At 68.0% G+C, this 25,544-nt stretch carries 22 protein-coding genes; 10 read left to right on the forward strand and 12 right to left on the reverse strand.

What is annotated here, in order from left to right; translation table 11 throughout:
• Positions 1 to 39: 39 nt before the first annotated feature.
• Genes BMW51_RS05500 through BMW51_RS05510 form a run of 3 tightly spaced genes read left to right on the forward strand, consistent with a single transcriptional unit; the run spans position 40 to position 4,438 of the window.
• On the forward strand, positions 40 to 885 hold the full coding sequence (locus BMW51_RS05500) for a fimbrial biogenesis chaperone (protein ID WP_093004228.1): 846 nt from the start codon (positions 40 to 42) through the stop codon (positions 883 to 885).
• A 44-nt stretch (positions 886 to 929) separates the two neighbouring features.
• On the forward strand, positions 930 to 3,500 hold the full coding sequence (locus BMW51_RS05505) for a fimbria/pilus outer membrane usher protein (RefSeq protein WP_245708300.1): 2,571 nt from the start codon (positions 930 to 932) through the stop codon (positions 3,498 to 3,500).
• Between the two features lie 11 nt (positions 3,501 to 3,511).
• Positions 3,512 to 4,438, forward strand: coding sequence for a hypothetical protein (locus tag BMW51_RS05510; RefSeq protein ID WP_093004230.1), 927 nt, complete (start codon positions 3,512 to 3,514; stop codon positions 4,436 to 4,438).
• A 399-nt stretch (positions 4,439 to 4,837) separates the two neighbouring features.
• Here BMW51_RS05510 and queA read toward each other — a convergent pair whose 3' ends face one another.
• The 10 genes from queA to BMW51_RS05560 form a co-directional block, all read right to left on the reverse strand.
• A complete protein-coding gene (gene queA, locus BMW51_RS05515; RefSeq protein WP_093004232.1) occupies positions 4,838 to 5,863 on the reverse strand; it encodes a tRNA preQ1(34) S-adenosylmethionine ribosyltransferase-isomerase QueA in 1,026 nt (341 codons plus the stop codon).
• Between the two features lie 29 nt (positions 5,864 to 5,892).
• Positions 5,893 to 6,591 (reverse strand): peptidylprolyl isomerase, encoded by a 699-nt coding sequence (locus tag BMW51_RS05520; protein ID WP_093004234.1) that lies wholly within the window; start codon positions 6,589 to 6,591, stop codon positions 5,893 to 5,895.
• A 105-nt stretch (positions 6,592 to 6,696) separates the two neighbouring features.
• Positions 6,697 to 7,221, reverse strand: coding sequence for a pantetheine-phosphate adenylyltransferase (coaD, locus tag BMW51_RS05525; protein ID WP_093004236.1), 525 nt, complete (start codon positions 7,219 to 7,221; stop codon positions 6,697 to 6,699).
• A gap of 2 nt (positions 7,222 to 7,223) precedes the next feature.
• A complete protein-coding gene (locus tag BMW51_RS05530) occupies positions 7,224 to 8,138 on the reverse strand; it encodes a polyprenyl synthetase family protein (protein ID WP_093004238.1) in 915 nt (304 codons plus the stop codon).
• Positions 8,135 to 8,374 carry an exodeoxyribonuclease VII small subunit gene (locus tag BMW51_RS05535; RefSeq protein WP_093004240.1) on the reverse strand — a complete coding sequence of 80 codons (240 nt, stop codon included), beginning with the start codon at positions 8,372 to 8,374 and terminating at the stop codon, positions 8,135 to 8,137. The genes BMW51_RS05530 and BMW51_RS05535 overlap by 4 nt, the downstream gene beginning before the upstream one ends.
• 53 nt (positions 8,375 to 8,427) lie before the next feature.
• Positions 8,428 to 10,122, reverse strand: coding sequence for a long-chain-fatty-acid--CoA ligase (locus BMW51_RS05540; protein ID WP_093004242.1), 1,695 nt, complete (start codon positions 10,120 to 10,122; stop codon positions 8,428 to 8,430).
• 71 nt (positions 10,123 to 10,193) lie between these two features.
• The gene (locus tag BMW51_RS05545) at positions 10,194 to 10,397 is read right to left on the reverse strand and encodes a hypothetical protein (RefSeq protein ID WP_177171549.1); all 204 of its coding nucleotides are present in this window, start codon (positions 10,395 to 10,397) and stop codon (positions 10,194 to 10,196) included.
• Positions 10,398 to 10,467: 70 nt separating this feature from the next.
• On the reverse strand, positions 10,468 to 12,156 hold the full coding sequence (locus BMW51_RS05550; RefSeq protein ID WP_245708301.1) for a GGDEF domain-containing protein: 1,689 nt from the start codon (positions 12,154 to 12,156) through the stop codon (positions 10,468 to 10,470).
• Positions 12,157 to 12,237: 81 nt separating this feature from the next.
• Positions 12,238 to 13,824 (reverse strand): amidase, encoded by a 1,587-nt coding sequence (locus BMW51_RS05555; protein ID WP_093004244.1) that lies wholly within the window; start codon positions 13,822 to 13,824, stop codon positions 12,238 to 12,240.
• Positions 13,825 to 13,864: 40 nt separating this feature from the next.
• A complete protein-coding gene (locus tag BMW51_RS05560) occupies positions 13,865 to 14,572 on the reverse strand; it encodes a TonB family protein (protein ID WP_093004246.1) in 708 nt (235 codons plus the stop codon).
• A gap of 247 nt (positions 14,573 to 14,819) precedes the next feature.
• On the opposite strand from BMW51_RS05560, the gene BMW51_RS05565 reads away from it, so the two are divergent.
• The 4 genes from BMW51_RS05565 (at position 14,820) to pnp (ending at position 19,193) form a co-directional block, all read left to right on the forward strand.
• On the forward strand, positions 14,820 to 15,515 hold the full coding sequence (locus tag BMW51_RS05565; protein WP_093004248.1) for a site-2 protease family protein: 696 nt from the start codon (positions 14,820 to 14,822) through the stop codon (positions 15,513 to 15,515).
• Position 15,516: 1 nt separating this feature from the next.
• On the forward strand, positions 15,517 to 16,413 hold the full coding sequence (gene truB / locus BMW51_RS05570; protein WP_093004250.1) for a tRNA pseudouridine(55) synthase TruB: 897 nt from the start codon (positions 15,517 to 15,519) through the stop codon (positions 16,411 to 16,413).
• A gap of 24 nt (positions 16,414 to 16,437) precedes the next feature.
• Positions 16,438 to 16,707, forward strand: a complete 270-nt coding sequence (gene rpsO, locus BMW51_RS05575) for a 30S ribosomal protein S15 (RefSeq protein WP_093004252.1) — start codon at positions 16,438 to 16,440, stop codon at positions 16,705 to 16,707.
• A 158-nt stretch (positions 16,708 to 16,865) separates the two neighbouring features.
• Entirely contained in the window at positions 16,866 to 19,193 is a 2,328-nt protein-coding gene (gene pnp, locus BMW51_RS05580; RefSeq protein WP_093004254.1) for a polyribonucleotide nucleotidyltransferase, read from the forward strand.
• Between the two features lie 190 nt (positions 19,194 to 19,383).
• Here the strand turns inward: pnp and BMW51_RS05585 are convergent, their stop codons facing one another.
• Both BMW51_RS05585 and BMW51_RS05590 read right to left on the reverse strand, forming a co-directional pair.
• Positions 19,384 to 20,322 carry an alpha/beta hydrolase gene (locus BMW51_RS05585; RefSeq protein ID WP_093004256.1) on the reverse strand — a complete coding sequence of 313 codons (939 nt, stop codon included), beginning with the start codon at positions 20,320 to 20,322 and terminating at the stop codon, positions 19,384 to 19,386.
• 20 nt (positions 20,323 to 20,342) lie between these two features.
• Positions 20,343 to 21,116 (reverse strand): class II aldolase/adducin family protein, encoded by a 774-nt coding sequence (locus BMW51_RS05590; protein ID WP_093005056.1) that lies wholly within the window; start codon positions 21,114 to 21,116, stop codon positions 20,343 to 20,345.
• A gap of 187 nt (positions 21,117 to 21,303) precedes the next feature.
• On the opposite strand from BMW51_RS05590, the gene BMW51_RS05595 reads away from it, so the two are divergent.
• The 3 genes from BMW51_RS05595 to BMW51_RS05605 are packed head-to-tail and all read left to right on the forward strand — an operon-like array spanning position 21,304 to position 25,543.
• Entirely contained in the window at positions 21,304 to 22,956 is a 1,653-nt protein-coding gene (locus BMW51_RS05595; RefSeq protein WP_177171550.1) for an MFS transporter, read from the forward strand.
• Positions 22,953 to 24,155: an HlyD family secretion protein gene (locus BMW51_RS05600; protein WP_093004258.1), complete on the forward strand. Its 1,203-nt coding sequence runs from the start codon at positions 22,953 to 22,955 to the stop codon at positions 24,153 to 24,155. The genes BMW51_RS05595 and BMW51_RS05600 overlap by 4 nt, the downstream gene beginning before the upstream one ends.
• A complete protein-coding gene (locus BMW51_RS05605) occupies positions 24,152 to 25,543 on the forward strand; it encodes an efflux transporter outer membrane subunit (protein WP_093004260.1) in 1,392 nt (463 codons plus the stop codon). The genes BMW51_RS05600 and BMW51_RS05605 overlap by 4 nt, the downstream gene beginning before the upstream one ends.
• The last annotated feature ends 1 nt before the right edge of the window (position 25,544 follow it).

Below are 25,544 nucleotides of genomic sequence, written 5' to 3' on the forward strand. Positions count from 1 at the left end.
TAAACATCGCCGTCACGAATCCCGGGGGGGATCAATTCGATGTTCAAGAACAAGCGCGCCGCGCGTCGCGTGGTGTCATGGGTGATCGCGCTCCTCGTCGCAGCCGGTTTCGCCGGTGTCGCCGCGGCGATGAGAGTGTCGCCGATGGTCGTCGAGATGTCGTCAACCGGCAGCGGCGCAGTGGCCCGCATCGAGGTGCAGAACCTCAACCAGGCCAACCTTCCGTTCGAAACGCGCGTCACGCGCATCGATTACGACGACAAGGGCGAGATGGTCGAAACGCCCGCGGACGGCGACTTCCTCGTCTTTCCGCCACAAGGCATGCTCACACCCGGCGCGCGACAGGTCGTGCGCCTGCAATGGGCCGGCCCCGCCGATCTGGCGTCGAGCCGCGGTTATTACGTGTCGGTCAACCAATTGCCCGTGCAGCTGACACCCGGTGCGGAGCAGAGCCCCGCGGCGCAGGTTCAGGTGGTCTACCACATGAAGGCGTTGGTCGTGGTCGCGCCGCCCGGTGCCAGCCCCAAGGTCGAGGTCGTATCGGCCAAGCCCGTCACCATCCTGCCGCCGCCCCCGCCGGGCGCACCCGGTGCCAAGCCAGCCGCAGCAGTAGCCGCCGCAGCCCCGGCGACCCCGCCCGTGCCGGGCGTTGAGGTAACCGTGCGCAACACCGGCGCGCGCTATGCGATGATGGCGGGGGCAACCTGGACGATCGAGGGCAAGGACACGGCGGGCAAGCCGCTGACCGTTACGCTGACGCAGGATGACCTGAACCGCAGCGTCGGCGTCGGCTATCTCGCCGCGCTGACCGGTCGCCGCACCTTTCAGGTGCCGACGGGTACCGCATTCGGTCCCGGGCCGATCAAGGTCCGCTTTGGCAAATGAAGGCGCGTCATGCCCTCCTGATAGGAGCGGCTGCATCAGCCTTCATGATACCACCGCCCTTCATGGCGGTGAGGGCCGACGCGCAGGTCAGTGTGCCCCTGCCGGGCGCCCGTCGCCCGGCTACGCCCGCGCCCACGCCCCCGCCCGTCCAGCAGCCGCCGGTCACGGTTCCGCTTCCCGGCCGGACGCCGCCGACCCCGACCGTGCCCGTCACGCCGGACGGGCGCCCCGATATCAACCCGTACCACCGCGACATCGCACTTACCGTGCCGCTGACCTTTCGCGATCAGACGCTGGGTGAATTGCCGGTGCAACTGACCGCGGACAGCCGGTTCAGCGTGTCATCGGCGCCCTTCCTCAAGCTGATCGGCAACCTGCTCAATCCGGCCGCTCGGGCAAAGCTGTCCGCGGTGCTGTCCACGCGCGAATTCTTCAGCGTCGACGATCTTGCGTCCACCGGCGTGTCGATCAACTTCGATCCCGGCGCACTGGCGATCGTGGTGCTCAAGATCGAGCCGACTGACCGCGCGCTGGAATCGCTCTTCGCGGCACCCCGTCGTGACAGCGAGACCGCCGATGTCGAGCCGGCGTTCTTCTCCGCCTACGTGAACGTCAGCGCGAGTGCGAGCAAGCTGTGGGGCTATGACGATCGCTTCACCAAACCCAATTTCTACCTGAACGGCGCGTCGCGCATCGGCCCGGTCGTGATCGAGGGCAACGCCCAATTCGCCGACAGCGGGCTCGCGTTCGGCAACGGGGGGTACCGGTTCGACCGCAACTTCGTTCGCGCGGTGTACGATCAGCCCGAGGCGTTTCGGCGCTTCTATCTCGGCGATCTGACGCCGGAAACGCGCGGGCAGCAAACCTACGTGCAGATGGGCGGCGTCGGCGTCACCCGCTCACGTCGCCGCTTTGACCCGTTCCGCTCGGCGATCCTGCAGGGCAATCGCCAGCTGGTGCTGCAGCGAGCGTCCACGGTCGACGTGATCCGCAACGGATCGCTGTTGAAGCAATTCCGGCTCGACCCCGGCTCGTACGACCTCAGTTCGCTTCCGCTCCTGACCGGCAGCAACAACGTCCAGGTCCAGGTGCACGACGATGCGGGCGTGGTGCAGAACATCGCGTACAATTCGTACCTCGACCCGATCGACCTGCAGCCGGGCGATTACGAATATGGCGCTTATTTCGGAAAGACATCGGACCGGTTCGGTCGCACACCGGTCTATTCGGGCGATCTCGCCTTCACCGGCTATTATCGCAAGGCCTTTGTCGATCGTCCGGCGCTGGGATTCGGGTTGCAGGCCAGCAGCCGCGTCCAGAACGTCATCGGGCAGACGCAATTCATCCTTCCGAACAGCAGTCGCCTGCAATTCGATCTGGGCCTCAGCCGCGTGAAAGGATCGGGGTTCGGCTACTCGTTCGGCACTTCCTACGAATTGCTGATCGACCGATCGGGCAACATCGATTCGCTGACGTTCAGCGGCGACTATCTGTCGCGGCGCTACGGCGGGCTCGGGTACACGCTTCCCGACAACAGCAGCGCGTGGAGCGTCTCGGCGCAGTACGACCGCCAGCTCATCACCAACCTGTCGCTGCTGATCGGCGCCAGTTACGTCCACAACCGCCGCGACATCGGAGACAATTACCGTATCGACGCCAACACCGCCTACCGGTTCTCCCCCAAGTGGAGCGTGCGTGGCGGCGTGAACTACACCAAGTACAGCGGAATCCTGCAAAGCAGCGGCCTGGGCTTCGCCTTGTCGCTCGTCTATCAGCCGAGCTACCGCGACCGGGTCGAGGTTCAGCACGATAACAGCATCAACACGACGTCGGCGTCGTACATCCATTCGCCGTCGGGGTTAATCGACAGTGTGGGCTACGGCGCGGTGCTCGGGCGCAGCCTCGGCTCGTCCAACGCGCAGGCGTTCGCCAACTACACCGGCAACCGTTTCGACGCTTCGATCAGCCACGCGAGCTTCGGAACCGATTTCAGCCACCTCACGCAGGCGCAGGCGACTACGATCCAACTTGGAACATCGCTCGCATTCGCCGGTGGGCATTTCGGCGTCGGTCGCCAGGTCACCGACAGCTTCGCGATCCTCTACCCGCACGAAACGTTGAAGGGGCATCAGATCGTCGCAGGCCAGTCTCTCGCCGAGAACGATTACCTCAGCAAGAGCGGGCTCCTGGGCGGCGCCGTGAACGGTTACCTCACGTCCTACAATCTGCAGTCGGTGCAATACGACATCAAGAACCCGCCGCCGGGCTATGATGTCGGCGCGGGCGTGGTCCGCATCCGCCCCCCCTATCGCAGCGGCTACGCCCTGAAGATCGGCACGGACGCGTTCGTCAGCGCAACGGGAACGCTGGAGACCGCCGCGGGCAAGCCGGTGATGCTGGCCGGCGGAACCATCAAGGCACTCGACGGCAAATCCGCGCCGACCACGCCGTTCTTCACCAACTCGATCGGACGTTTCGCGGTGCAGAACCTGCGTCCCGGCGCCCGTTACCGCGTGGAGCTGTTCTCCGACGGTTCCGCCTTCGAAATTTCGGTGCCCAAGACAACGACCGGTCTGGTCGATCTGAAAATCGTTCGCCTTCCCGCCGCGCCATGAGGAATACGCCTATGTCCGCCGTCAAAGCTGGTTTGCTCGCGCTGCTCAGCACGCTGTCTGCGGCTGCGGCCACGGCGCAGGTCAATCCGGCGCACGGCGCGGGGCAGGTTCCGCAATGCCAGCTTCACATCAACGTTCCCGCAGGCAGCTGGATTGTTGACGGCTTCGACCCTTTCGCAGGCACCGATCCGGGTGCAAGCTTCGATGTCCTGTTCGTCAACACAGGCGACCGCGAGTGCCGGTTCTTTCCGCTGTTCCAGCTCGATCAGGCACCATTCGGCATCCAGGCCGAGTCCGGACCGCGGGTACCGTACACGCTGTACGACGATCTCTCGAATTACGATGCGACCCCGCTCGGCGGACGGACGCTTCGCCGTGCCGTTGCGCAACCGGTGATCATCGCGCCGCACGGTCAGCAGGCCGGGCGTTACACCTTCCATACCCAGGCCAGCAGCCTGCCCGGCGACGGGTTCTTCACGCAGCGCCTGATCCTGGAGGCGGAGGACGTCAACGGAACGCCGATCATAGACCGTCAGATCCTGCTCGGAGTGCGCGTGCTGCCGAGTGCGGTGATGACGCTTGCGGGCGCATTCACACGGGTGAACGGACAGGCGGACGTCGATCTGGGCACGTTGCAGACCGGCATCGCGCCGGTGCCGTTGCAGCTTCAGGTGCGTAGTACGCGCGCCTACCAGCTGAGTGCGGAGTCACTGAACGGCGGCAGGCTGCGGCTCGGCACGACGGGATGGTATGTTCCGTACGATCTGATCGTGAACGGGCAGCAGAAACCCGCATCGGGCGGCCGTGTTTATGAATCCGCACGCACTACGGGTAACCATCAGGAGGTCTTGCCGCTCGGATTTCGCATCGGCTCCGTCGAACAGCATCGCGCGGGCATCTATTCCGACCTCCTGACGCTTACGGTGGCGGTTCAATAAACAGGGTGTCAGCTTGTCGGGCTCTTCGGATTAGGGCTGTTGCTGATCGATCATGTCCGGAAAGCGAAGAGTAGAAGCTGCCGACATCACAGCGTCCGCAATCAATTGCTCAAGCCAAACGATGATGAAACGAACGTTCAGCCGCCGTCAAAGCATTCAGACTCTGAGTGCCAGTGTGAACAATCAGTTCTGGCGGAGCCTGCCGCAAGCCGGTCCAGCTAAGACCCGCGTAAGTTCCCAAGCCAACAGCCGTTAGCTCAGGTGCTACTGCTTCGTTATGCAAGCACTTACAAAGGATGGTACCGCTTAAGGGCCTCAGACCTGTGACCCGATGCATCAAGAGCGCAGTGCTGTCCCGAAAGCAGGTTCATAGCGCCGACCCCACCCACCGGGAGGCAGCTACGGCAGCAGCAGCGACGCGTCCCCGTAGGAATAGAAACGGTAGTCGTTCGCGATCGCGTGCGCGTAGGCGGTCTGCATCCGCTCCAGCCCCATCAGCGCCGAGACCAGCATGAACAGCGTCGAGCGCGGCAGGTGGAAGTTGGTCATCAGCCCGTCGATGCCGCGAAAGCGGTAGCCGGGCGTGATGAAGATCGACGTGTCGCCCTCGAAGGCCTGGATCGTGCCGTCTTCGTGCGCCGCGCTCTCGATCAGGCGGAGCGACGTGGTGCCGACCGCGATCACGCGTCCGCCGCGCGCGCGTACCGCGTTCAGCCGGTCTGCCGTCGCGGCGTCGATCCGGCCCCATTCGGCGTGCATGCGGTGGTCGTCGGTATCTTCCGCCTTGACCGGCAGGAACGTGCCCGCGCCGACGTGGAGTGTCAGCGTCGCGTGCTCGACCCCCGCTGCGGCCAGCGCTGCGAGCAGATCAGGGGTGAAGTGCAGCGCCGCGGTGGGGGCGGCGACCGCGCCCGCCTCGCGCGCGAACATCGTCTGGTAGTCGTCCTGATCGCGCGCGTCGGTGGCGCGCTTGCCCGCAATATACGGCGGCAGCGGCATCTGCCCGGCACGCTCGAGCAGCAGTTCGACCGGCTCATCGCCGTGGAAATCGAGCGCCCAGCTGCCGTCCTCGCCGCGTGCATTGGCGGTGGCTGCGACGCCGTGGCCGAAGTCGATCGCGTCGCCGTCGCGCAGCCGCTTCGCATTGCGCACGAACGCGCGCCAGCGCCGCGGTCCCTCGCGCTTGTGGAGCGTCGCGCCGATCCGCGCCTGACCGCGCATGCCCTCCAGCTGCGCCGGGATCACGCGCGTGTCGTTGAAGACGAGCAGGTCGCCCGCGCGGAGTTGATCGGGCAGATCGGAGACGACGCGGTCGTGCAGCCCCGCGCCGTCGACCACCAGCATCCGCGCGGTATCGCGCGGCGCGGCCGGGCGCAGCGCGATGCGCTCGTTCGGCAGATCGAAATCGAACAGGTCGACGTTCACGCGCCTACCCTTCCCTCAGCTCAGCGCGATCAGCGGCGCGGGCTGCGCTTCTTTGCCGGGGCGGGCGTCGGCGCGGGTGCGGGCTTCGCCCCCGGCAGCGTCACGTCGCCGAGCGCGGCGGGGATCACTGCTTGCGCGGGCGCGGGCTGGTACGCGGGCGGGTTGTCGCTGGCGATATAGGCGTGGAGGATGCGCGACGGGTTCGCCGGCGGCTCGCCGCGCTCGATCGCGTCGACGTAGTTCATGCCGGTCATCACGCGACCGAACACGGTGTATTTCTTGTCGAGCTGCAAACGCGGCTGAAACACGATGTAGAACTGGCTGTTCGCGCTGTCTTCCTTCTCCGCGCGCGCCGCCGCCACCGCGCCGCGCACGTGCGGCAGGTAGTTGAACTCGGCCGCCACGTCGGGCAACTGCGACCCGCCGGTGCCGTCGCCCTTGGGGTCACCGCCCTGCGCCATGAAGCCGTCGATCACGCGGTGAAACGTCAGCCCGTCGTAGAAATGCTGCCGCGTCAGCGTCTTGATCCGCTCCACCATCTTGGGCGCGACATCGGGCCGCAGCAGGATCGCGACGCGACCGCCGGTCGACAGGTCGAGCAGCCAGACGTTCTGGAGATCGGTGGTCGGCAGCGGCTGCGCGGGCGAAGCGGCTTGCGGCGCCTGCGCGAGGGCGGGCAGCGCCAGGAACGACAGGATCAGCGACAGGAAAGCGGCGAGAAAGCGCATCGGGCCTACACGGGTGATGACAGGGACGGCGCTCACCTAAAGCAATTCGCAGCTTGCGCCAAACTGAATGGCGCGTGGGACTCGCCAAACCGAATGGCGCGGGCCTCAGCTGCCACGACGCCCGACCACCTCGACGCGCGCGACCACTTCCTCGCAGATCGCGGGCGTCACGAACTTGCGGATGTCGCCGCCGAAGATCGCGATCTCCTTGACCAGCTTCGACGCGATCGGCTGCAACGCGACATCGGCCATGAGGAAGACCGTCTCGATCCGGTCGTTCAGCTTCTGGTTCATGCCGGCCATCTGGTACTCGTACTCGAAATCGGCGACCGCGCGCAGGCCGCGCACGATCACGCTGGCGCGCTCACGCTCGGCGAAGTTCATCAGCAGCGAATCGAATTGCACGACGCGCACGTCGCCGGAGATGGCGGCAACCTCGCGCTCGACCATCGCCATCCGCTCCTCGACCGAGAACATCGGCGACTTGGACGGATTGGTGGTCACACCGATCACCAGCCGGTCGACCAGCTTCGCGCCGCGCCGGATAATGTCCATGTGACCGAGCGTCACGGGGTCGAAGGTGCCGGGATAGACGCCGATGCGGGGAAGGCGTTCGCTCGTGTCGGCCATGCTCAGCGATCCCGCTCGACGACGAAGCGGGCGATCTGGCGCAGCAGGTCGGCCTCGGCGCCATAGTGGCGCAGGTGATCGAGCGCTTGGTCGACCAGCATCCGCGACTGTTCGCGCGCGCGGGGGACGCCTAGCAGCGAGACGAAGGTCTCCTTGCCCGCCGCCTCGTCCTTGCGCAGTTTCTTGCCCGCCAGTTCCTCGTCACCCTCGACGTCCATCAGATCGTCGACGATCTGGAACGCGAGGCCGAGGTCGTGGGCGTAGCCGCGCAAAGGCGTGCGCTGTTCCGGGGACACGCGGCCAAGGATCGCGCCCGCTTCCACCGCGGCGCAGATCAGCGCGCCGGTCTTCAGCTGCTGCAACCGCGTGACCGTACCGAGGTCGAACGTCTCGCCTTCCGCGACCAGATCCATCATCTGCCCGCCCGCCATGCCCGCAGGCCCGGACGCGCGCGCCAGATCGGCGATCAGTTCGGCGCGCACGCCCGCGTCGGGGTGCGTTGCCGGGTCAGCCAGCACCTCGAACGCGAGCGCGTGGAGGCAGTCGCCTGCCAGAATCGCGGTCGCCTCGTCGTACGCCTTGTGAACGGTCGCCTTGCCGTGGCGCAGGTCGTCGTCGTCCATCGCGGGCAGATCGTCGTGAACGAGCGAATAGACGTGGATCGCCTCCAGCGCGGTCGCCGCACGTCCCGCCTGATCGGGGTCGACATCGAACAGCCGCGCGGTTGCGAACACGAGCAGCGGGCGCAGCCGCTTGCCCCCGCCGATCGCGGCGTGGCGCATCGCCTGATACAGCCGGGCGCGCGCATCATCGGGGACGGCGAGAAGCGCGTCGAAGCGGCGATCGATCTCCGCCTGCACCTCGACCAGCGCGTCGGCGAGGCTGGGCGTAGCCGGCTGAACGGGCGCGGAGCTCATCCGGCGTTGAAGGCTTGCACGCCCGCGGGCCTGCCGTCGGCTCCGACGCGGATCGCCTCGATCCTGGCCTGCGCCGCGTCGAGCCGGTCGGCGCAGCGCTGCCGCAGCACGCTGCCGCGCTCGTACAGCCGGATCGCATCCTCCAGCGGGGTGTCGCCTGATTCCAGCTTGCCGACGATGCCTTCCAGCTCGCGCATCGCTTCCTCGAACGACAGGTTCTCGATCGCCTGATCCATGTGCGCGGCTATGCGGCAGCGCGGCAGTTCGGGTCAAGGATCGACGGAAGCGCTCACCCCGCCTCGGCGCGGATCTCGGCGAGCAGGTCCTTGCGGCTGAGCTTGCCGATCATCGTCTTGGGCAGGCCTGCTCGCACCACCACCGCGTCGACGCGCTCGTGCTTGCCGAGCCTGGGGTTGAGCCAGGCGAGCAGTGCGGCGCCGTCGCTCGCGCCCTCCCCATCGGTGTCGTTCAAGGTGACATAGGCGCGCGGCACCTCGCCGCGATAGGCGTCGGGCATGCCCACGACCAACGCCTCCTTGATCGCGGGGTGATTGTAGAGGATTTCCTCGATCTGGCTCGGGAACACCTTGAACCCGCCGACCGAGATCATGTCCTTCAACCGGTCGACCACTTGGACGAAGCCGTCCTCGTCGATCACGCCGACGTCTCCGGTGCGCAGCCACTGCTCGCCGTCGAGCGTTACGAACGCGTCGGCTGCGGCTTCCGGGCGGTTCCAGTAACCCGCCATCACCTGCGGACCCTGTGCAACGATCTCGCCCGGCTCACCCGCGGCGACTTCTCTCGTCGCGTCCTCCTTGTCGACCAGCCGCAGCCGCGTGCCCGGCACCGGCTGCCCGATCGTGCCCGGGCGCTGCTCGCCCTCGTACGGATTGCACGTCAGCACGCCAGAGCTCTCCGACAGGCCATACCCTTCCACCAGCCGCGCGCCCGTCGCCGCCTGCCACTTGTCGCGCAGCTCCGCGGGAAGCGGCGCACCGCCCGACACGCACATGCGCAGCGACGAAAAGTCGGTCCCGGCGAACTTCGCGTGATCGATCAGCGCCTGGTACATCGTCGGCACGCCGGGCAGCGCGGTCGCCTTCGTCCGCGTGATCGCGTCCAGCACCTGCCCCGCCTCGAACCGCGGCAGCAGCACCATCTCGCCGCCGTTCAGCACGGTGCGGTTGAGCACGCAGGTGTTGGCAAAGACGTGGAACAGCGGCAGCGCGCCGACGATGCGGTCGACCTCGTCGCGGTGCGGGTCGAGCGAGGCGACCTGTCGCGCGTTGGCGGTAAGATTCGCGTGCGTCAGCATCGCCCCCTTGGGCGCGCCGGTCGTCCCGCCGGTATATTGGATCAGCGCCACGTCCTCGACCGGATCGATCGCGGACGCCGCGAACGCACCGTCATTGTCGATCAGCGCCGAGAACGCGGTCACGCGCGCGTCGTCGGGGCGCTTGGCCACCTCTTTTCCTCGGAACAGGCGGTAGACGAGCGACTTCGCCGGCGGCAGCGCGCCCGCGACCGATCCGACGATCAGCCGCTCGAGCCCGCTCTGGTCGAGTACCTTGAGGGCGGTCGGCAGTAAGGCGCTGGCCGAGATCGTGAACAGCACGCGCGTGCCCGAGTCCTCGACCTGGTGGACCAGTTCGTCGACCGTGTAGAGCGGCGAGAAATTGACCACGGTCGCGCCGAGCAGCAGCGCGCCGTAGTAAGCGGCGACGTAGTGCGGCACGTTGGGCAGGAAGAGACCGATCCGATCCCCCTTGCCGTAGCCGAGTGCTGCGAGCCCGGCAGCGACCCGCCGGGCGCCGTCCGCGACCTCGGCGTAACTGTAGTGCCGCCCCAGAAAATCGATCATCGGGCGCGTCGCGTGGCGCTCGGTCGAGGCCGCGAACAGGTCGGGCATCGACATCGGCGGCAAGTCGACCTCCCAGGGCGTGGGGTGACGATATCGGGACTGCCAGGCGCGTTCGTCGGTCATTGACACGCGTGTAAGCAACAGCCGCGTACGCTTCAATCGACGAAGCGTGACTTTACGTGTCCGTCAACCGCTCACCCCGTGATGCGCGGTGCGGTCCAGGTGTAGAGCACGGAGAAGCCCACCAGCCCCAGATCGATCGCGGCCTGGATGCGGTGCGGCGACGTGTCGCGCGCCTCGTGCGTCATGATCTTCAGGTCGGCCGAGGGGTGTTTGAACGCGACCAAAGCGAGCGCGGCACCGGTGGCGGCAATGGCGATGCGACGGCGCTGGTTCATCGAACTCCCCTCTGCGCATCCGTGTACAAGATCGCCGGCGTCGCGAAAAGGGCCGCGACGACGGCGCCGCTCAGGCCGCGAGCGACAGGCTCGCCACGCGCGCGCGGTCGCGCCCCGCCGTCTTGGCGGCGTAGAGCGCCTGATCCGCCATCCGGTACATCGCCGCCCAGTCGCCCTCGCTCTCCAGCGCGCCCGCGTGGCTGCCAACCGAGACGGTGATGGTGAGGTCGTACGGCATGCGTGCCGCGCGGACCGCGTCGAGGATCATGTCGGGCAGCCCGCGCGTATCGGCGGGCACGAGGATCGCGAACTCCTCGCCGCCGATGCGCGCGACCAACGCACCGTGCGGTGCCGCGACGCGCAATGCGCGCGCGATGCGGCGCAATACCTCGTCACCCAGATCGTGACCGAGCGTATCGTTGACCTGCTTGAAATGATCGACATCGGCGAGGACCAGCAGCTGCGGCGCGCGCGCACCCTTGGCCAGCGCCTCGCGCAGAAACGACCGTCGGTTGAGCAACTCGGTCAGCGGATCGGTATCGGCAAGCATCCGCGCGGCGAGTTCCTCCGCGCGCGCCGCGTCCCGCTCCACCGACAGCAGGCGGATGCGGTAGGAGATCGCGACGCTCGACACCAACGCCTCGACGGTCATCGCGGCGAGCGTCGAATTGTCGAGCCAGGTGCTCGACGCGATCAGGTGCAGGCTGCTCATCGTGCGGATTGCGGCCAGCAGGAACGGCGCGGCCCAGGCGACGCCGAACACCCACAGGTAATTGCTGCGCTCGCGCCGCGCGCGCAGCAGGATCACGCCCGCCAGGATCGTCAGCAGCGCGAAACCGAGCGAGTAAAGCAGGTCGAGCAACCGCGCCTGCCACGGTGCCAGCAGCACGAACGCGGCGGCGGTGAGCACCAGATACGCGCCGACCGCGTTCGTCGCCCACGTTGTACGCCGCCCGAACACGCGCGGCTCGAAGAAGTGACGCGCGAACCGCAACGCCATCAGCGCCGCGGCGGCGAGCGCGACGTAATTGACGCGCAACCGCGCGAGATTGCCCGGCTCCGGCCACAGCCACGCCATCGCGCCCGACGACGAGAAGGCGTAGGTGGCGAGTGCGGCGACCATCCCGCAATAAGCGAGCTGGAAGCGGTGCCGAAGCGCCGACCATAGCGACAGATTGTACACCAGCAGCGCCAGGCAAAGCCCGCCGAAGCCGCCGTACAGCGCGGCGAAGACGAGGTTTCGTCGGACGCTCTCAGCCGGCGTGGCGAGCCGCGCGTTGGAGACGATGCCGCGGACGTTGGCGGCTCCGCGCACGTGCCATAATATCTGCGTCAGCGCGGCGCCTCGCACCGGCACCGGCTGCTCGAACACCGCGCCGAGTGCGATCGATCGCGCCGCGCCCTCGTCGTCGATCACGCGGCGCACCACGACCCCGTCGGCGTAGCGGAAATAGATCGTCGCGCCCTGCTGCCACAGGCTCCACGACCGCAGCACGCGCGCGCCGGTCTCCACGCCCGCGGGCAAGGCGGTGGCGCGCACCCAGAAATCGCCGGCGCCGAAGCGCAGTTGCGGCGTGGTGCAGTCGAACCGCGTGCGCGTGCGCAGCATCATCCAGGCGGTGTCATCGGTTCGCACCGGGGCGACACAGGTCGCGACGGCCTCACCCGCGGTCGCACTCTGCGCCGCCGCGGGACGCATCAACAGAAGCGCGAGCGCGAATGCGGCAGCGATTGATTTCCAGAACACACCGACGGGCATGCCCGACCGTATCGTCGCCGGTACGAAGATATCGTAAATTCCGGCCTTACCGGCCGCTCGCCGTCCAGCGATCAGTGGCGTTCAGCGTGCTCCGTTCAACCCCGCGCCGACATCCGCCTGCGGCAGGTAGCGCGGGGGCACGCGCGCGTGCGACGCCTGCTCGTACGCGTAACCTGCGCCGAGCACGCGCTGGTCGTCGCCGCGCGTGCCAATGAACGACAGCCCGACCGGCAGGCCGCGGACCAGCCCCATCGGCACGGTCAGGTGCGGATAGCCCGCGATCGCGGGAAGACTGGCCGCGGACGGCCCGCCATATTGATCGCCGTAGACGGGATCGCTCAGCCACGCCGCGCCGTAACTCGGCTCGACTAGCACCTGCGCCCCCGCCTGCGCCAGCATCGCGTCGACCCCCTGCGCGCCGGCGAGCCGCAGCGACTTGGCGCGTGCGGCCTTGTAGGCAGGGTCGGACAGCCCCTTGGTTTGCGCCGCCTTCTCGAACGTTTCCTGCGCGAAGAACGGCATCTCCGTGCCCGCGTGCGCGCGGTTGAAGGCGATCACCTGATCGAGCGTGCGCGTTTGTACGGCCTGGGGCGTGGTGGCGAGATAGCTGTTCAGGTCGGCCTTCAACTCGGTCAGCAGCACCTGGAATTCGGCCTCGCCCAGCCCGTCGAGCTTGGGCGGCGTGACCTCGACCAGCGTCGCGCCCTGTGCGCGCAGCACCGCGAGCGCGGCGTCGAAGCGCGCGGCGAGATCGGCGGGCAGAGCGCGCGGGCGAATGACGCCGACGCGCATTCCCAACAGCGCCGCGGTCGACAGCCCGGCGGTATAGTCGCGCACCTGCGTGCCCGCGGTTGCCGGATCGGCCGGATCGGGCGCCGACATGGCGGAGAGGAGCAAGGCGGCGTCGCGGACGCTGCGCGCCATCGGCCCGGCGGTGTCCTGGCTGTGGCTGATCGGGACGACATGGGTGCGGCTGACGAGCCCGAGCGTCGGCTTGAACCCGACCAGACCATTCAGCGACGACGGACAGGTGATCGACCCGTCGGTTTCGGTACCCACTGCCGCCGCTGCGAAGCTCGCCGCAACCGCCGCGCCCGATCCCGACGACGATCCGCAGGCGGTGCGGTCGAGCGCGTAGGGGTTGCGCACCAGCCCGCCGACCGCGCTCCACCCACTCATCGAATGGTCGGAACGGATGTTAGCCCATTCAGACAAATTGGTCTTGCCCAGGATCACCGCGCCCGCCGCGCGCAGCCGGGCGACGAGCGGCGCGTCGCGGCCGGTCACGTTGGCGGCGAGCGCGAGGCTGCCCGCGGTAGTGGCGACCCGGTCGGCGGTTTCGACATTGTCCTTGATCAGGATGGGTACGCCGTGGAGCGGCCCCCGTATGCGTCCGGCCTTGCGCTCGGCATCGAGCACGCGCGCCTGCGCCAGCGCGTCGGGGTTGAGCGCGATCACGCTGCGTAGGCTCGGCCCCTTGCGATCCATCGCGGTGATACGCGCCAGATAGGCGCGGGTCAGATCGACGCTGGTCGCGCGCCCCGCGGTCATCGCCGCCTGCACCTGCTCGACCGATTGCTCCTCGACTGGCACGGTGCGCGCCGCGACGGAGAGTGGTGCCGCGAGCATCGTGGCGGCGAGCAGCAGGCGCGAGAAACGGTTGATCATGCGCGAATGATGCGGCGCGCGTCGGCGAGGCGCAAGCGGGTTACCGGCCAGTATAGGTAAACACGACGGGCACGATGATCGGCATGTCCTCGACCTTGCCCTCCCGCGTGACGGGGACGATGCGGAAGATCGGCGACATCTTCACCGCCGCCTGCCCGAAGCCCGATCCGTTCGGGATTTCGGCGAGCGCGCGGCAGCTCTTCGGCGGGCCAATCTTGGGCACGACGCATTCGAGGATCGCCTTGCCCGACAGTCGCGCGGCGCGGGCGCGCTCGGGCCAGTACGGCTTCATCTCCAGGTTGGTCGGCACCTGCTGCCAGCGCGCGCGCACCGGCTTGCCGCGGCCACGACCCGCGCCGTTGCCGTCACCCTTCCCGCTGCCGGCGCCCGCACCCTCGCTGCTACCGATCCCGGCACCCATCGCCGCGCTGCCCAGACCCGCGATCGAGTCGGCCGCGGGGGCGAGCGACGTGGCGAAGCCGTCGGCCGTGATCGGCGCCGCGCGGATCGGTGACTGGTCGAGCAGTGCCGGCGGCAGCGGAATCTGCGGCAGTGGCGCGGGCGGGCGCTCGACCTGCGTGTTCCGGGGCGAGGCGCGCCCGGCCGAGGCGCCACCGGGATCGTCGTTGTGTGTCGTCGCAGGATCGGGCGGGACACGGGCCGGTGTCGGCGGTACCTCCATCGCTGGCTCAGGCGGCGGTGGCACGTCGAAGGTCTTCAACGCGGGCACCGGCAGGCTGCGCGGCAAGGGCGAGACCGGCGACCATAGCAGCAGCGCGACGACCGCCAGATGCAGCGCGACCGACGCGCCCGCCCAGCGTGTCCGACGCGGATCGTGTCCCAGCGCTGATCGTCGGTAGAGCGTAACCGAACTCCGCGAGGTGGATGGACGAGTTTGACGCCGACCCGCGCACGGTCAAGCTGCTTCCAACGTGTTATTTCTTACAGTCGGCAACCGCTGGTCTAACCCCGGTCCCGGCCCTATCTCGCGCGACATGAACCCTAATGGTGTTATCTGGTCGGCGGCGGTGTGGATCATCCCGCTGGTGATCGCGATCGTCTTTCACGAGGTAAGCCACGGCCTCGCCGCACGTGCGCTGGGCGATCCGACCGCGGCGCAGCTTCGTAGGCTGTCGTTCAATCCCCTACGCCACGTCGATCCGATCGGCACGGTGGTGCTGCCGCTGATGCTCGCTATCGCCAAGGCGCCGGTGTTCGGCTGGGCAAAACCGGTGCCGGTCGACGCGCGGCGGATCACGCGCACCAACCCCCGCACGGGCATGCTGCTGGTCGCGCTCGCGGGACCGGGGATGAACTTGGCGCTGGCGTTCGTCGGCGCGCTGCTGCTCGGCATCTTCGCGCACTGGGTCGGTGAGCCGGCGGACGGCAGCGCGGCGGCGTTCATCGGCGCGAACCTCGTCAACTTCCTGCTGATCAACGTCTTTCTCGCGCTGTTCAACCTCATCCCCCTGCCCCCGTTCGACGGCGGGCACGTCGTTGCAGGCCTCTTGCCCGAACGCGCGGCGCTGCAATGGGACAAGCTCGCGCGCTTCGGCTTTCCGCTGCTCATCATCCTGCTGCTGGTGCTGCCCGCGCTGGTGCCGGGCGCCAACATCGTCCAGCGGCTGGTCGCACCGCCCGCGCAGGCGCTGACGCAACTCTACCTCCGCATCGCGGCGGCGATCGCCTGAGATGCACGGCTGGCTGATCATCGACAAACCCGTAGGGCTGGGCTCGACGCAGGCCGTCTCGGCGGTAAAGCGCGCGCTGCGCATCGCCGGCGCGGCAAAGGTAAAGGTCGGGCACGGCGGCACGCTCGATCCGCTGGCGAGCGGCGTGCTCCCGATCGCGCTGGGCGAGGCGACCAAGCTCGCCGGGCGGATGCTCGACAGCGACAAGGTTTACGCCTTCACGCTGGCCTTCGGCACGCAGACGACGACGCTCGACACCGAGGGCGAGGCGATCGCCACCAGCGACGTGCGCCCGACCACCGCCGAGATCGACGCGGTACTGCCGCGCTTCACCGGCGCCATCGCGCAGGTGCCGCCGGCCTATTCGGCGCTAAAGGTCGGCGGGCAGCGCGCCTATGATCTGGCGCGCGCGGGCGAGAAGGTCGTGCTCGCCTCGCGCGACGTCACGATCCACAGCCTGACGCGCGAGGGCGATGACGCGGCGGACACGTCGCTCGATCAGGTCACGCTGGTCGCGCACGTATCGAAGGGCACCTATATTCGCAGCCTGGCGCGCGACATCGCGCAGGCGCTCGGCACGGTCGGCCACGTCACCTGGCTCCACCGGGTCAAGGCGGGGCCGTTCGCGCTCGCGCAAGCGATAACGCTGGACAAATTGGACGCGGCCGCTAAGGCATCGGCGCTTGAACCGTTACTCCTGCCATTGAGGGCGGGGCTGGACGACATCCCGGCCTTTACCCTCACCCCCGACCAGGCAGGCGCGCTCCGACAGGGGCGGGTGCTGGACGGGATCGCCGCCGACGATGGTCTCGTCTTCGCGTGCACGGGCGACACGCCCGTCGCGCTGGCCGAGGTCGAAGCCAACCAGCTTCGCGTCGTTCGCGGCTTCAATCTGTGAACCGATGTCGAGGATAAAGATACAATGTCGATCACCGCAGAACGCCGCCAGGAACTCGTCAAGGAACACGCCCGCGCAGAGGGTGACACCGGTTCCACCGAGGTCCAGGTCGCGATCCTGACCGAGCGCATTCGCAACCTGACCGAGCATTTCAAGGGCCACGCGAAGGACAACCACTCGCGCCGCGGCCTGCTCATGATGGTCAACAAGCGCCGCTCGCTGCTCGACTACCTCCGCAAGAAGGATGGTCAGCGGTATCTCGATCTCATCGCGAAGCTCGGGCTTCGCAAGTAAACGGTGGAGGGCGGCTCTCGGGCCGCCCTTTGCTTATCGGCGCCTTCGCAATCCGGCGAAGGGCGCATGGGGCGATCAACAGCCCCGCACCGCGCAGGCCGGACAGCCTGCACCAAGAGGCCCCGGGTGCATCGGGCATCCGGTCCAAAGGAAATCATATGTTCGATACCAAGAAGGTCAGCATCGAATGGGGTGGCAAGACCCTGACGCTGGAAACCGGCAAGGTCGCGCGCCAGGCCGACGGTGCCGTGATCGCGACGCTGGGCGAGACGGTCGTGCTGTGCGCGGTCACCGCCGCCAAGACGGTCAAGGAAGGGCAGGACTTCTTCCCGCTCACCGTCCACTATCAGGAAAAGTTCTCGGCCTCGGGCCGCATCCCCGGCGGCTTCTTCAAGCGCGAGCGCGGCGCGACCGAGCGTGAGACGCTGGTCAGCCGCCTGATCGACCGTCCGATCCGCCCGCTGTTCCCCGAAGGTTTCTACAACGAGATCAACTGCATCGCGCAGGTGCTGTCGTACGACGGCGAGAACGAGCCCGACATTCTCGCGATGGTCGCCGCTTCCGCCGCGCTGACGATCTCGGGCGTGCCGTTCATGGGCCCGATCGGCGCCGCGCGCGTCGGGTACAAGGACGGTGAGTATCAGCTCAATCCGACCGACGCCGAGGTGCTGAACGGCGACCTCGACCTCGTCGTCGCCGCCACGCACGACGCGGTGATGATGGTCGAATCGGAAGCCAAGGAGCTGTCCGAGGACGTGATGCTCGGCGCCGTCATGTTCGCACACAAGGCGAGCCAGGACATCATCAACGCGATTATCGATCTCGCCGAGCAATCGGCTAAGGATCCGTGGGAGCTGGCGCCGGTCGAGGACAAGTCGGCGAAGATGGCCAAGCTCAAGAAGGCCATCGGAAAGGACATGGAGGCGGCCTACAAGCTGACCGACAAGCAGGCGCGTCAGACCGCGGTCAACGCCGCGCGTACGAAGGCACGCGAGGCGTTCGCGTCGCTCAAGGATAGCGATCCGGCCGAGTATCTCGGTACCTTGAAGCTGGTGAAGAAGCTCGAGGCCGACATCGTGCGCGGCGCGATCCTCAAGACCGGTCGCCGCATCGATGGCCGCGACACCAAGACGGTGCGTCCGATCGAGGCGGAGGTCCACTTCCTGCCGCGCGCGCACGGCTCGGCGCTGTTCACCCGCGGCGAGACGCAGACGATCGCGACCACCACGCTCGGCACGCGCGACGCGGAGCAGATGATCGACGGCCTGAACGGCCTGTCGTACCAGAACTTCATGCTCCACTATAACTTCCCGCCCTATTCGGTCGGTGAAGTCGGTCGCTTCGGTGCGCCGGGTCGCCGCGAAGTCGGCCACGGCAAGCTCGCCTGGCGCGCGCTGCACCCGGTGCTGCCGTCGAAGGAGGAGTTCCCCTACACGATCCGCGTGACCTCGGACATCACCGAGTCGAACGGCTCGTCGTCGATGGCGACGGTTTGCGGCGGTTCGCTGTCGATGATGGACGCCGGCGTGCCGCTGAAGCGCCCGGTGTCGGGCATCGCGATGGGCCTGATCCTTGAGGGCAAGGACTATGCGGTCCTGTCCGACATCCTGGGTGACGAGGATCACCTGGGCGACATGGACTTCAAGGTCGCCGGCACCAGCGAGGGCATCACGTCCTTGCAGATGGACATCAAGATCGCCGGCATCACCGAGGAGATCATGCGCGTCGCCTTGAAGCAGGCGCATGAGGGCCGCGCGCACATTCTAGGCGAAATGGCGAAGGCGCTCGACTCGACGCGTACCGAGCTGTCGGCGCACGCGCCGCGGATCGAGACCTTCACGATCGACAAGTCGAAGATCCGCGAAGTGATCGGCACCGGCGGCAAGGTGATCCGCGAGATCGTCGCGACGACCGGCGCCAAGGTCGACATCGACGACGAGGGCGTGATCAAGGTGTCGTCGTCGGACCAGAGCCAGATCGAGGCCGCGATCAACTGGATCAAGGGCCTGGTCGAAGAGGCCGAGGTCGGCAAGATCTACAACGGCAAGGTCGTCAACATCGTCGACTTCGGTGCGTTCGTGAACTTCATGGGTGGCAAGGATGGCCTCGTCCACGTGTCTGAGATGAAGAACGAGCGCGTCGAGAAGCCGACCGACGTCGTCTCCGAGGGCCAGGAAGTGAAGGTCAAGGTCCTCGAGATCGATCCGCGCGGCAAGGTCCGCCTGTCGATGCGCGTCGTCGATCAGGAAACGGGCGAGGAGCTGGAGGACACGCGTCCGAAGCGCGAACCGCGCGAGGGCGGCGAGCGCGGCGATCGTGGTCCGCGGCGCGACGGCCGCGGCGGCGGTGACCGTGGCCCGCGCCGCGAAGGTCGTGGTGACCGCGGCGGCGACCGCGGACCGCGTCGCGAGCGCAGCGAAGGCGGCAAGGACAACGGACCCGATCCCGAGTTCGCCCCTGCGTTCCTGACCGGTGACCGCGACTAAGCGCCAGCTGTCAGCGATGACATGAGAAGGCCCCCGGCAGCGATGCCGGGGGCCTTTTTGCTGGTCTTGACCGGTGTGTTATCGTGCCGGTCATGAGTGACGATGCGCATGCGAAGGTCAGCGTCAGCGCAGCCGACACATCACGTCATCTCCGTCCAACAAGAGCGGCCACATGCCTCGGACGCGCGCCTCAGCCGTGCAGCGCGCGGCGCAGCGCCTCGATGCTGTCGCGGCGTGCCGCTTGCGCAACGCGCGCGTCGGGCACGATGTTAAAGGCGTGGAACGCGCCCGGATAGACGTGCAGCTCGCACGGCACCCCGGCCGCGATCAGCCGCTTGGCGTAATCGAGATCCTCGTCGACGAAGAGGTCGATCGCGCCCGTCGCGATGTAGGTCGGCGGCAGTCCGGCAAGATCGCTCGCGCGCGCGGCCGCAGCGTACGGTGATACGTCGTCGCCGCCGGGCGCATGGCCGAGCAGCGCCGTCCAGCCGAACGCATTCTTGTCGGCGTTCCAGACGAACTCGCCCGCGGTCGGGTGCGGCGCGCGCACGCAGGTACGGTCGTCGATCATCGGATAGATCAGGTGCTGGAACACGAGTTTATACTCGCCGCGGTCACGTGCGAGCAGCGCCAGCGCGGCGGCGAGCCCGCCGCCCGCGCTCTCCCCCATCACGCCCAGCCTGCGCGTGTCGATGCCGAGCGTCGCAGCGTGTGAGACGACATGCGCCAGCGCGGCGTAGCAATCCTCAATGTTGCCGGGGAAATGCGTCTCAGGGGCCAAGCGATAGTCGACCGACACGATCGCGCAGCCGAGCTCCGCCGACAGCGAACGGTGGATGTCGCGGAGGTCATCAACCTTGCCCGCCACGTAACCGCCGCCGTGCATGTGCAGGATACATGGCAGCGCACCCTCGGCGTCGCTCGGGCGGTAGCAGTGCAGCGGCACCTCAGGCGCGCCGTCGCGCCCCGGTGCCACCACCACCTGCTGATCGACCGCGACCGGCGGCATCGGCGGGCGCGGGAAGGTCCGCGCGCGGACGAGCGGCAGCGTCTGCTCGTTCAGCTCGAACACGGGCAGCAGGTCGAGCAAGCCGACTAGTTCGGGGTCGACCAGGTGGCGCGTGTTCATGGCGGTGCTGCTCAGAAACGTCAGTTGCGGAAGCTCGGATCGATCCGGTCGAGTTTGCGCAGCAGCGCTGGCCAAGCGAGCTTTTGCGCTAGACCGCCCATGCCCTTCGGGTTCGACTGACCCGCGACCTTGTGCTCGACCCCTTGCGGCGGATTGTTGAGATGCTCGCGTCCAGCCGACAGCATCATCACCTGCGCCTCGCACGCGCGCTCGAGGAAGTAGAGCCTGAGGAAGCACGAAGCGACGGTGTCACCGACCGCCAGCGTCCCGTGGTTGCGCAGGATCATCGCGTTCTTGGTGCCGATGTCGGCGACGAGCCGCTCGCGCTCGTCAAGGTCGGTCGCAATGCCCTCATAGTCGTGGTAGGCGACATCGTGCTGCGCGATCATCGCGGTCTGCGTGTGCGGCAAGAGCCCGAACTCCATCGCCGACACCGCCTGCCCGTGCGGGGTGTGGAGATGCATCACCGCCGCGGCATCCTCGCGCGCCATGTGGATCGCGGAATGGATCGTGAAACCGGCCGGGTTGACCGGGTGCTCGCTCTTGCCGACCGGATTGCCCTCGACGTCGATCTTGACGAGGCTCGACGCGGTGATCTCCTCGAACATCATGTCGTACGGGTTGATCAGGAAATGGTGCTCGGGTCCCGGCACCCGCGCGGACAAATGCGTGAAGATCAGATCGTCCCAGCCGTATAGCGCAACCAGGCGGTAGGCGGCCGCGAGGTCGACCCGCGCCTCCCACTCGCCCGGCGCATAATGCGATTGGCTGTCCACGGTCGCGAGCGTTGCCATGACGTGATCCTCTCCGTTTCGTTTCGCAACGTCATACCGCAGGATCGAAGACGCGTCACCCCTGCCCGACGCATGCCGCTCATCCAACGTACCGCAGCCCGCAAGCATGTGCAGGCGCAGACAGCATGCGTAATCGCGCCCGTCTGGATCGTTGCGCTCGGTGACGAAACGGCCATAGAGCAGCCACATGGCGGTGATGGCGCGCGTGCGCGACTTCCTTCGTGAAGAACAATGGACGTTCGCGCAGCACGAACTGCCGGCGCTGCCGGGCTCGCCCGGGTCGCCCGATCATCCGACGCGCCGACGGATCGCCTACGGGTTGATCGGCGTGCTGCTCGGGCTGACCGCGGGGTTCGGCAACGCGTTGATCACCGCCAACACGACCACGCTGCAGGGCGCGCTGGGGCTCGATCCGGCCGAAATCGCTTGGCTGCCGACGGTCTACGTGATGACCAACGTCAGCATCAACCTGCTGATGATCAAGTTCCGGCAGGAGTTCGGACTTCGGCCTTTCGCGATCATCTTTCTCGCACTCTACGTCATCGTCACTTTCGCGCACCTGTTCGTGCGCGATTTCAGCTCGGCGGTGCTGGTGCGCGCGGCGGGCGGCATGGCGGGCGCACCGATCAGCAGCCTCGCCCTCTACTACCTGATGCAGTCGTTCCCGGCGAAGTGGCGGCTGCGCGCGGTCGTCGTCGGGATCGGCGTGCCGCAATGCGCGACGCCGATGGCGCGGCTGTTCTCGCCCGACCTACTGGCGATGAGCCAGTGGCGCACGCTCTACCTGTTTGAACTAGGGCTCGCCGCGATGAGCCTTGCCGCCGTGATCGCGCTTCGGCTGCCACCGACCAACCGGGTGAAGGCGTTCGAGCCGCTCGATTTCGTCACCTTCGTGCTCTTCGCCGGATCGATGGCGCTGTTCGCCGCGGTGCTGGGGCTCGGGCGGCTCGAGTGGTGGACGCAGGCGAACTGGATCGGCTGGGCGATGATCGCCGCGATCCCAATGCTCGCCGCCGCACTGCTGATCGAGAGCGGGCGCGCCAACCCGCTGCTCAACACGCGCTGGCTGGCGAGCGCGGACATCCTGCGCTTCACGATCGTCACGATCATGGCGCGCATCGTGCTGGCGGAGCAGACCACCGGGGCGGTCGGACTGCTGACCGTGCTGGGACAGAACAACGACCAGCTCGTGCCGTTCTTCCTGATCCTGACACTGGCGACCGTCGCCGGCGTGGCGGCGAGCGCGATCACGCTCAACATCGAGAAACTGGCGCACCCGATCATGCTCGCGGTCGGGCTGGTCGCGATCGCGGCGTTCATCGACTCGCACTCGACCAGCCTGACGCGCGCGCCGCAGCTTTACGCGACGCAGGGACTGATCGCGTTCGCGGGCGCGTTCTTCCTCGGTCCCGCACTGCTGTTCGGCATGACGCGTGCGCTGGCGGCGGGGAGCGGTCACATCATCAGCTTCATCGCGCTGTTCGGCATCATCAACTCGATGGGCGGCCTAGGCGGCGCAGCGCTGCTCGGCACGTATCAGGTGGTGCGCGAGAAGGCGAACAGCGCCGCGCTGGTGCAGGGCGTCGACGTGACCGATCCGATCGTCACGCAGCGCATCCAGGCGGGCGCATCCGGGGTCGGCCGCGTCGTCGGCGACCCGAGCCTGCGCAGCGCGGAAGGTGCGGCGCTCTTGTCGCAATCGGCGACGCGCGAGGCGAATGTGCTTGCCTACAACGACGTGTTCCGGCTGGTCGCATTGCTCGCCGCGTTGACCTTCCTCTACCTCCTCTTCCTGCTGGTGCGGCGCGCGATCCGCGCGCGTCGCGGAGTTGCCGCATGACCGACCCGCGTTCCCCCAACGTTTCTCCGACGCCGATGACCGAGGAGAAGATCGCCGAGCAGGGCGGCACACCCACGCCCGAGCCAGTCGCGGCACCCTCACCCACTCCCATTCCCGCTGCCGCCACACCGCAGGGGTCGGGCTGGCGCCCGCCGCAGCTGAAGGCGGGCTCGGTCGTGCTGATCGTAGTGCTGGCGCTCGCGGGGCTCGCCGCAGTTCTGGCGGCGTGGCGGATCTGGCCGTTCAACCCCGACGACCAGTCGACCGACAACGCCTATGTCCGCGGGCGCGTGACCGTCATCAGCCCACAGGTGTCGGGCTATGTCACGCGCGTGCTGGTGCGCGACTTCGCCAATGTCGAGCAGGGACAGCCCTTGGTCGAGATCGACCGCCGCATCTACGCGCAGCGGGTCGAGGCGGCAGCGTCGCAGGTCGAGGCGGCGCAGGCGACGCTCGCCAACTCGCGCCAGCAGGCGGCAAGTCGGCAGGCGAGCTTCGGGGCGCAGGAGGCCGCGGTCGAGAATGCGCAGGCGCAGCTGATGCGCGCGCAGGCCGACATGGCGCGCGTCAACGATCTGGTGAAGGACGGCTCGGTGTCGCTACGCGAACGCGACCAGACGCTCGCCGCGCTGCGGCAGGCGCAGGCGGGCGTGCGGCAGGCGCAGGCGGCGCGCGAAATCGCGAGCCAAGACATCCGAACGGTCGAGGTTGGTCGCGGCGGGCAGCAGGCCGGCGTGTCGGGGGCGGAGGCGCAGCTGCGGCTCGCGCGCATCGACCTCGCCAACACGCTGATCCGCGCGCCCGAGCGTGGCCGGCTGTCCGAGGTCGGCGTGCGCGTCGGGCAATATGTGACGGCGGGATCGCAGCTGATGTTTCTCGTGCCGCCCGAAGTGTGGGTGATCGCCAACTTCAAGGAAGCGCAGACCGCGCGGATCGCGGTCGGGCAACCGGCGAGTTTCACCGTCGACGCGCTCAACAACGCGCGCATCCGCGGTCATGTCGAGCGCATCTCGCCCGCGGCGGGCAGCGAGTTCGCGGTGCTGAAATCGGATAACGCAACCGGCAACTTCACCAAAGTGCCGCAGCGGATCGCGGTGCGCATCCGCATCGATCCGGGTCAGGCACTCGCGCAGCGGCTGCGTCCGGGCATGTCGGTGCAGGCGCGCGTCGATCTGAACGGCGCGCCCGCGGTGCAATGATGCGCGCGGCTCCTCTCTTCGTCACACTTCTGCTCGCGGGCTGCACGCTGCCGGGCAAGCGCGCCGAGGCGCCCGCCGCGGCCGCGGTGGTGCCACCACCCGCGTGGCGGACGCAGACGCCGCCGGGGCAGCCGATCACGCAAGCCTGGTGGACCAGCTTCGGCGACGCGCAACTGACCGCGCTGGTCGAGCGAGCGCTCGCCAACAACCTCGACATCGCGGTCGCGGCGGGGCGCGTCGAGGAAGCGCGCGCGGCGGAAGCGCTGGCGCGCGCGCAGCTGTTGCCGTCGATCGGCGGACAGGTGCCTGAGACGCAGGGCCAGACGCTCAGCCCGTTCGGTACGCCCAGTCGCGCGCTGGGTGTCCAACCCGCGGTCACTGCGAGCTTCGACCTCGACCTGTTCGGGCGGCTGAAACAGGCGAGCCGCGCGGCGCGCGCGCAATTGCTGGCGAGCGAGGGCGCGCGTGACACGGTGCGGCTCGCGGTCGCGGCGAGCACGGCGACGGGCTACATCACCTTGCGCGCGCTCGACCAGCGGCTGGAGATCGCGCGAGGGACGCTTGCCGCGCGCAGCGACGCGCTCAGGATCGCGCGACGGCGGTTTGAGACCGGCTATTCGTCGCGGCTTGAATTGAGACAAGCGCAGGCGGAGTACGCCGCGACCGCGCAGTTGGTGCCTGCCGCGCAGCTCGCGATCAGCCGGCAGGAGAATGCGCTATCGCTGCTGACGGGCGACGCGCCGCGCAGCATCCCGCGCGGGCTGTCGCTCGAGCGGTTGCAGCTGCCGCCGATCCCGGACGGTTTGCCCGCCGACCTGCTGCGGCGCCGGCCCGACATCTTCCAGGCCGAGCAGACGCTGGTCGCCGCCGACCGCTCGCTCGACAGCCAGCGCGCGGCGATGCTGCCCAATCTGGCGCTCACCGGCTCCGTGGGCGTGGTGCTGTCGACTGCGCTGTCGAACCCGGTCGGCGTGTTCTCATTGGGCGCAAGCATCCTGTCGCCGATCTTCGACGGTGGCCGGTTGCGTGCGCAGGAGCGTGGCGCGGTGGCGCGGCGCGATCAGGCCGCGTTCGCCTATCGCCGCACCGCGCTGACCGCGTTCCGCGAGGTCGACGACGCACTCGCAGGGTATCGCCGCATCGCGCAGCAGGCGCAGGACCTGTCCGATCAGGCGGCGGCGGCGCGCGGTGCGCTGGAGAATGCGACCAACCGCTACCGAGCGGGCTATTCGGCGTACATCGAGCAGCTCGACGCGCAGCGCAGCCTGCTCAACGCGCAGCTGTCGCTGGTGCAGGCCGAGGCCGACCGGCTGACCAACTTTGTCGCTTTGTATCAGGCGATGGGCGGTGGCTGGTCGCGCGCGGAGATCGACGCGACCGCGCGCTGAC

It is taken from the genome of Sphingomonas palmae, from assembly GCF_900109565.1.
GTDB classification, from domain to species: Bacteria; Pseudomonadota; Alphaproteobacteria; order Sphingomonadales; family Sphingomonadaceae; genus Sphingomonas; species Sphingomonas palmae.